A 7815-nucleotide genomic window follows, 5' to 3' on the forward strand; every position below is an offset into this window, starting at 1 on the left:
AATTTTTAATGTTCATGATATTTTCTAATTCTCAATTAGCTTAACTGATCGAAAATATTTTTTTGTTTTTCTTCATCAATGAGTTTCAGGACTTCATCCGTTTTTTCGTACGATTCCCCGTACCATTTCTCGTCTTTATAAGTATGAATGTTTTCATATGTCTGTTTCATGGCTTCAAGAATTTCTTCTTCTGATTCTGTTTTTGGTGACCAGTACAGAATCTCCATCTTGTTTACTTCATTCGTAGCCAATGACCGGCGCCGGTACCCAATTGACTGAGCATGCTTGAAATGCTCTCTTTGATAAAACCTCAGGCGTTTTTCTGTATCAGTATCATCTTCATCCACAGGTTCCACCTCGAGCAATATGGGCTTATTTTTCTTTTTCAGCTTCGCGATCAATTTGCCGCCAAGCCCCTGCCCTCTTGCATCCTTAGACACATACAGATAATCAACGAAGATAAAAGAATCGAATTCCGCAAACATTAAAATATGATGTTTGCCTTCATCTTTATGATAAATATCGCTTCGCTCTTTCAGAAGAGCTTCCATATGCGCTTTTGATTTCATTTCTTCAATTGGAAAGTACTCGCTAAGCTTTTCATACCAGTTCATTGATTTGCTCCTTATGAGTTCGTTGTCTTCATACTTTTAGATATACCCCATTTCTTCTTGTTTAAACAGCCTTACATCTATAAAGACGTGCGAACTTCCGCCATGGTTTCATTTTTTTTTTCAGCAAAACGGAGCCAACTGCTCCGTTCATTTTGAAGTGTTTCTCATTGAACCCGGTTTTCCCGCCTGTAATGAATCAGGCGGGGCTGCGCCAGTGCAATCAGAAATGTCATGATATATAATGCAGCAGCCGCGATAAAAGCTATTTTCGCACCAGCAACATCAGCCACTAGCCCCATAATGGAGTAGGTGACGCCTGACCAAGGAGTCAAAATCGCATTTTTTGCAGCCATGATTCCGATTCGTTTCTGCTCGGGAATAACCTCCTGCAGCATGGTTTCCTGGCAAATATCACGCACCTGATAAAAAGGCCCCATTGCAGCACAAGCCAGAGCGCATAAAAATGGGACTGGAGAAAATGAAAACAAAAGGGTCAGCGCCGACATTACAAGCGAGCTGAACATAATGGCATAGCCCATATTCCGCTCAAAAAAAGAAGAAAAACGAATGGCAATCACACTGCCGACAATTGCGCCTATAAAATAGGAAGCGTTAAACATCCCCCACCACACCTCTGTTTCATGCAAAACAGCCGCAGTAAATGCGAGGAGAATAGCAGATGACCATATGGAACCCGCCAAAGCTTCTATCATGTCCATTACAGTAATGTCTCTTACAATAGGGATGATCATTAAATCCTTCCATATACTTCTGGCAGAAGCTGTTCCAGCAGTTCCTACAGCCTCTTCTTCATTTACATGCAGCACACTGATGGAAGCTCCCGATAGAACAAACAGGCAAATGGCAGCGCCGACAACGAGTTCAAAAGGGACGGCGTACGTCAGAAGGCCTCCAAGGCCCCAGCCTGCTGTTAAGAACAATTGATTCGAGAGGGAGATCACACCATTCGCTTTTACATATTGCTTCTTTGGAACAATAATCGGCAGCAGCGCAAATCTTGCCGGCTGAAAAAAAGCGCCCGCGAAGGAAAAACAAAACACAAACAGCAGCGTAATCCAAAAGAATGCCTGTCCGTGATGAGTGACGCTGTATGCCATCAGTATTGTAAAGACCGCTCTCAGCAGATTCGCTCCCGCAAGCACCTTTTTAAAACCGAGATTGCGAAGCACCGGAGAGACGCAAAAGCTTGCTGCTATACTCGCAAACGACATGAACGATAAAATAAGGCCCGCCAAAAAAACGGAGTCAGTCATTTGATAGACCCGGACCATTAAAACGATTGTGACGAGGACTCCTGCTAAAGATTGAAAAGATTGAGACAGCAATAGCGCAAAAACATTTTTGTTATGCAGAAATTGAATCGTATTTCGCCTCCGGTTTTTCCTCTAATTGTAAATGTTATCATTCTCACTTTCTATGAGGATGCAAAAAAATCCTTCAAGAGATTCTCTTGAAGGATTGATGAATCATGAAAAAGCTTTAAATTCGGCTTCCGTGCACATCACAAAATGTCCCGGTTTGACTTCACGGAATTCCATCGTTTCCCCATCCTTTAATTGATGGACGGACGGATCATATTTCTGGCGAACGCGATTTCTCTCATAGTCTGGATCTGGAAGCGGAATCGCAGAAAGCAATGATTTTGTATATGGGTGAAGCGGATTTTCATAAAGCTCATCTGCCGGCGCAAGCTCAACCAGTTTCCCGAAATACATGACGCCAATGCGGTCACTGATGTATTTGACCATCGATAAATCGTGGGCAATAAACAGGTATGTGAGCCCTTTTTCTTTTTGCAGTTCTTTCATTAAATTCACGACCTGCGCTTGAATGGATACATCCAAAGCGGAAATCGGCTCATCCGCGATAATGAATTCCGGATCAACAGCAAGCGCTCTGGCAATCCCGATTCTTTGGCGCTGGCCGCCGGAAAATTCATGCGGATAGCGGTTCGCGTGTTCCTTGTTTAAACCAACTGTTTCCAATAGTTCATGAACCCTCTGCATCCGCTCTTTTTTCGTTTTCGCCAGCTTATGAATATCAAGGCCTTCAGCAATAATATCAGCAACTGTCATTCTCGGATTCAGGGATGCATAGGGGTCTTGGAAAATCATCTGCATTTTGCGGTTGAATTCCAGCAGCTTTTTCCGCGATTTTCTACCGTGCACATTTTCGCCGTTGAACAGCACCTCACCATCGGTTGCTTCGTACAGCCGGATAATGCTTCGGCCTGTTGTCGATTTACCGCAGCCTGATTCACCAACCAGCCCTAATGTTTCACCTTTATAGATATCAAATGATAAATCATCTACAGCCTTGACCGTTCCCCTTGGTGTGACAAAGTGCTGTTTTAAATGTTTGATTTCTAATAATTTTTCAGTCAATTCATTCACCTTCTCTCACTAAGACAGGTTTTTCATACGTATTTGCCAGTTTACGCATTTTCGCTTTTACCGCTTCAGGCGGCTCTACCTTTGGCGCGTCAGGATGAAGCAGCCACGATTTTACATAATGAGTATCGGATACCTTAAACATTGGCGGCTCCTGTTCAAAATCGATTTTCATCGCGTAAGAGCTCCGCAGGGCAAAAGCATCTCCTTTTGGCGGGTTTGTCAAATCAGGCGGCGTGCCCGGAATTGCAGTCAGCTCTTCCTCTCCTGAACTTTCCAGTGTCGGCATGGATGCAAGAAGCCCCCAAGTGTACGGATGTCTCGGATCGTAGAAGATTTCGTCTACCGTACCGGTTTCTACAATCTGTCCCGCGTACATGACAGCGACCCGGTCAGCAACGTTAGCCACAACACCAAGATCGTGTGTGATAAAGATGATGGACGTGTCAATTTTCTTTTGCAAATCCTTCATTAATTCCAAAATTTGCGCTTGAATCGTTACATCAAGAGCAGTTGTCGGCTCATCGGCGATCAGAAGCTTCGGATTCGCTGCAAGCGCCATGGCAATGACAACCCGCTGCCTCATCCCGCCTGAAAATTCGTGCGGAAATTGGTTCACCCGCTTTTCCGGCATTGGGATACCGACTAATTCCAGCAGTTCAACCGCGCGTTTTTTAGCCGTTTCCTTCGAGATCTTTTCGTGTTTAAAAAGCACTTCCGTAATTTGTTTACCGACCTTCATCGTTGGATTTAAAGAGGTCATCGGATCTTGGAATATCATGCCGATCTCTTTTCCCCGGACATTTTGCATTTCTTTTTCGGACAGCGGCACCAGATCCTTCCCTTCAAACAGGATTTCACCGCGTTTGAAATAACCCGGAGGCATTGGAATCAGCTTCATGATTGCCTGAGAGGTTACACTTTTTCCGGACCCTGATTCGCCGACGATAGCCAGCGTCTCTCCTTTATCCAGATGGAAATTCACTCCGCGGATCGCCTGGACCTCTCCGCCATATGTTTTAAATGAAATTGCTAAATCTTTTACTTCTAATAGGCGTGTCACCCGTATCACTCCCTTATTTACGTAACTTAGGATCCAATGCGTCTCTTAATCCGTCGCCGACAACGTTAAAGCCAAACATTGTAATGCAGATAAATCCGGCAGGGAAGAATAAACGCCACGGATAATAGGTCAATGCAGGCAATCCGTCAGAAGCCATCGTTCCCCAGCTTGCCAGCGGAGCCGGAACACCAAGTCCCAAATAGCTTAAAAAGGCTTCTGTGAAAATCGCAGTAGGAACTGTCAGTGTCATCGTGACCAAAATAGAACCCATCGCGTTTGGCACGATATGTTTAAACAGAAGACGGGATGTTTTTGCACCCAGTGTCTGTGAAGCAAGCACATACTCCTGATTCTTCAGCTGCAGCACTTGTCCGCGCACGATTCTGGCCATATTAATCCAGCCTGTAATCGTCATGGCAATAATAATCGTAAATAGACCTTTCGGAAGAACAACCATCAGTAAGATAACCATTAATAATGAAGGAACTGCCCAAAGGATATCAGCGATACGCATCATGATTTCGTCCGTTCTGCCTCCGCGGAAGCCTGAAATGCTCCCCCAAATGACGCCAATCAGCAAATCGAGAATAGCAGCTGCAACACCGATAAAGATTGAGATTCGAGCCCCTACCCATGTACGGACGAAAATGTCCCGTCCAAGATCATCTGTTCCGAACCAGTGATCTTTTGAAGGCGGCTTATCCGCATTTAAGAGATTAGTAGTTGAATAATCATACCTTGAGAACATCGGCGCAAAAATTGCCATAAGGATAATAAGTACGATAATGATAAGCCCGACCATTGCAAGCTTATTGCTGCGGAAGCGAAGCATCGCATCTTTCCAGAGGGAAAGGCTCTTTTTACTTATTTTTTCTGCATCGCCGGCATTCGCTGCGGCTGGTTCAAACATGTTTTTTGGAATGTTCTGCATGGCCTAGGCTCCTTTCTTTGCTTTGGAAAGCTTGATTCTTGGATCAATAATGCCGTATAACACATCTACGATTAATACACACAATAGCAAGATGACACTGAAGAACACCGTTACACCCATAATGACCGTATAATCACGGTTTGTAATACTGTTGACGAAGTGTGCACCAAGCCCCGGAATCCCAAAAATGGTTTCAATAATGAAGCTCCCCGTTAAGACCTGTGCGGCCATCGGGCCCATATATGTAACAACCGGCAAAAGCGCGTTTCGAATGGCGTGCCGCACTGTAACCGCTGGGCGGGACAGCCCTTTCGCTTTCGCTGTGCGGATATAATCACTGTTTAACACTTCGATCATGCTTGAACGGGAAAGTCTGGCAATAAACGCCATCGGCATGGAAGCAAGTGCGATTGAAGGCAAAAAGGTGTATGCCCAGGAATCCCACCCCGCGACCGGAAACAGCCCAAGCTTCATGGAGAACACATATTGCAGAACAGCCGCCATGATAAAGCTCGGAACCGAAATACCAAATATCGTTAAAATCGCGACGGTATAATCCTGCCACTTATTATGGTAAAGGGCTGCAATGACCCCAAACAATACACCTAACGCTAAAGCGAGGAGAATAGCTTCTGCTCCAAGAGTAAATGAAACGGGGAAACCTGAACTGATCAGGTCGTTAACACTCTGACCTTTATATTTAAATGACGGTCCGAAATCCCACATTGCAACTGATTTCAAATAACTGACATATTGTACAAACAGCGGCTTGTCCAAGCCATAATGCGCATTTAAATTTGCTTCAATTTCAGGCGGAAGCTTTTTCTCACCTGAAAATGGCCCGCCCGGTGCTGCTTGCATTAAGAAGAATGTCACAGTTACAATCACAAATAGTGTGATAATCATATAGACTAAGCGTCTTCCGATATATTTTAGCAAGGGGGAACACCTCCATGGTTTTTACATTTTTATACTCCATCAGTAAGAAAGGTATATGGGGCTTTTCTCCCCATATACCTTGAGGTCTTTTATTTTCAGACGTAGCCTTATTTAAAATATGCGTTTCTGAAATAAACCTCACCAGTACCTGGCATGATAACACCTTTTAGGTTTTCATCCTGTACCCAAGTATCAGTATAGAAATAGATTGGGGCAACCGGCATTTCATCAATGAAAATACCTTCTGCTTTTTTCAGCAGCTCTGCACGTTTTGTTTTATCTGTTTCAGTTTGTGACTGATTCAGAAGCTTTTTGAATTCTGGATTTTCCCAGCCTGTATCGTTATTTCCTCCGTTTTTGTCACGGAACAATTCAAGGAAGTTGATAGGATCATTGAAGTCGCCGAGCCAGCCCATACGGCCGATTTGATAATCTTGGCTGTGGAGCTTATCAATATAGACATTCCACTCTGAGTTATCAAGCTCAACATCAACGCCTAAATTTTTCTTCCACATTTCTTGTACTGCTTGAGCGATTTTCGCGTGTGCGTCATCAGTGTTGTAAGACAATTTGATTTTTGGCAAATCAGATGCCTTGCTTAAGCCCATTTCTTTTAGGCCTTTATCAAGGTATTCTTTTGCTGTTTTGACATCATTGTCTTTGAAGTATCCTTCTTTGTTATCCTCAAATCCCTTCATTGTAGGCGGCACTGCAGCCATTGCCGGGATTTGCTCTCCTTGCGTAACGTTTTTAACAATCGACTGACGGTCAAGCGAATATGTTAAAGCTTTACGGATATTTACATTGTCTAGTGGCTTAGCTTCAGTGTTGAATTTGTACCAATACACACCTGCAATCGGCTCAACATGTAAAGAACCGTCTTTTTTCAGGGTCGGCAGGGATTCTGTCGGAAGCTGTCCGAGCGGCATACCGGCCCAATCAAGTTCGCCAGCTTGGAATTTTTTCAGTTCCGTATTGTTATTGTTGATCATAACCATATCGATTTTCTTCAGTTTGACTTTGTCTTTATCCCAATACTGGTCATTTTTTTCGAGAGTAATAGAGCCGCTGTGTTTCCATGCCGTCATTTTGAACGGCCCGTTTGATACATAATCATCTCCGGCATTTGTATTCCACTTTTTATTTTTCTCTGCAATTTTCTTATTGATCGGCATATACGTATAGAACGCAGTTAATTCAGTGAAATATGGAGTCGGGTTATTTAATTCAACCTTCAGCGTTTTGTCATTCACAGCTTTTACTGCCACATCATCTAGGCTGCCTTTGCCGGTATTCGCCGCTTCAGCACCTTTTATGTAGTAGAGCTGGTAAGCGTATTGTGATTCGTTATTAGGGTCAAGCGCCCATTTCCAAGCATATTCAAAATCTTGTGCAGTTACAGGGTCTCCATTAGACCATTTCACACCATCACGAATGGTAAATGTATATGTCTTTCCGTCCTTGCTCGTTTCAATTTTAGAAGCCATGCCTTCTTCAGGCTCACCATCTGCATTGATACGTGTCAATCCTTCAAAAGTCTGACGGATAACACCGCCTGATACTGAATCATTTGCCAATCCCGGATGTAAGGAGAACGGCTCAGTTTTAATATTAATGTTAAGTGTCGTCTTTCCTTTACTGTCCTTTTTCCCTTCACCGTTTGATCCGCTGCCGCCAAAGCCGCACGCGCTCAGCACGAGAGTGAAAATGAGCATCAACGTGACAATCGACCAACGTTTTTTCATATTCGCAAACCCCCTAATAATAATTTTCAGCTCCTTACGGCTAAATCCTCAGAAATATCAGACAAATGAACCTAAGTTTCCACAACTTTTATTCTGTTCCGTCTTTTCTGAT

Annotated in this window: 7 protein-coding genes; all 7 read right to left on the minus strand. The window is 43.7% G+C overall.

The window, feature by feature from the left end:
* Positions 1–35 precede the first annotated feature (35 nt).
* The 7 genes from RAC86_RS31950 to oppA all read right to left on the minus strand — a co-directional run bounded on the left by RAC86_RS31950 (position 36) and on the right by oppA (position 7703).
* Complete coding sequence (locus RAC86_RS31950) at positions 36–614, minus strand: GNAT family N-acetyltransferase (RefSeq protein WP_003224597.1); 579 nt, start codon at positions 612–614, stop codon at positions 36–38.
* 164 nt (positions 615–778) lie between these two features.
* Positions 779–1996: an MFS transporter gene (locus tag RAC86_RS31955; RefSeq protein WP_377886445.1), complete on the minus strand. Its 1218-nt coding sequence runs from the start codon at positions 1994–1996 to the stop codon at positions 779–781.
* 105 nt (positions 1997–2101) lie between these two features.
* Positions 2102–3019 carry an oligopeptide ABC transporter ATP-binding protein OppF gene (gene oppF / locus RAC86_RS31960; RefSeq protein WP_003245567.1) on the minus strand — a complete coding sequence of 306 codons (918 nt, stop codon included), beginning with the start codon at positions 3017–3019 and terminating at the stop codon, positions 2102–2104.
* Between the two features lies 1 nt (position 3020).
* A complete protein-coding gene (oppD, locus tag RAC86_RS31965; RefSeq protein ID WP_377886444.1) occupies positions 3021–4097 on the minus strand; it encodes an oligopeptide ABC transporter ATP-binding protein OppD in 1077 nt (358 codons plus the stop codon).
* 4 nt (positions 4098–4101) lie between these two features.
* A complete protein-coding gene (gene oppC / locus RAC86_RS31970) occupies positions 4102–5019 on the minus strand; it encodes an oligopeptide ABC transporter permease OppC (protein ID WP_015252359.1) in 918 nt (305 codons plus the stop codon).
* A 3-nt stretch (positions 5020–5022) separates the two neighbouring features.
* Positions 5023–5958 (minus strand): oligopeptide ABC transporter permease OppB, encoded by a 936-nt coding sequence (gene oppB / locus RAC86_RS31975; RefSeq protein ID WP_003245554.1) that lies wholly within the window; start codon positions 5956–5958, stop codon positions 5023–5025.
* Positions 5959–6065: 107 nt separating this feature from the next.
* Positions 6066–7703 (minus strand): oligopeptide ABC transporter substrate-binding protein OppA, encoded by a 1638-nt coding sequence (oppA, locus tag RAC86_RS31980; RefSeq protein ID WP_015252360.1) that lies wholly within the window; start codon positions 7701–7703, stop codon positions 6066–6068.
* Between the last annotated feature and the right edge of the window lie 112 nt (positions 7704–7815).

The organism is Bacillus sp. LR_5 (genome assembly GCF_042709275.1).

What these genes read in the sequence shown, in the direction of transcription:
- RAC86_RS31950 (WP_003224597.1), bottom strand. Translation starts at nt 614, where the DNA reads ATGAACTGGTATGAAAAGCTTAGCGAGTACTTTCCAATTGAAGAAATG.
- oppC (WP_015252359.1), bottom strand. Translation starts at nt 5,019, where the DNA reads ATGCAGAACATTCCAAAAAACATGTTTGAACCAGCCGCAGCGAATGCC.
- oppA (WP_015252360.1), bottom strand. Translation starts at nt 7,703, where the DNA reads ATGAAAAAACGTTGGTCGATTGTCACGTTGATGCTCATTTTCACTCTC.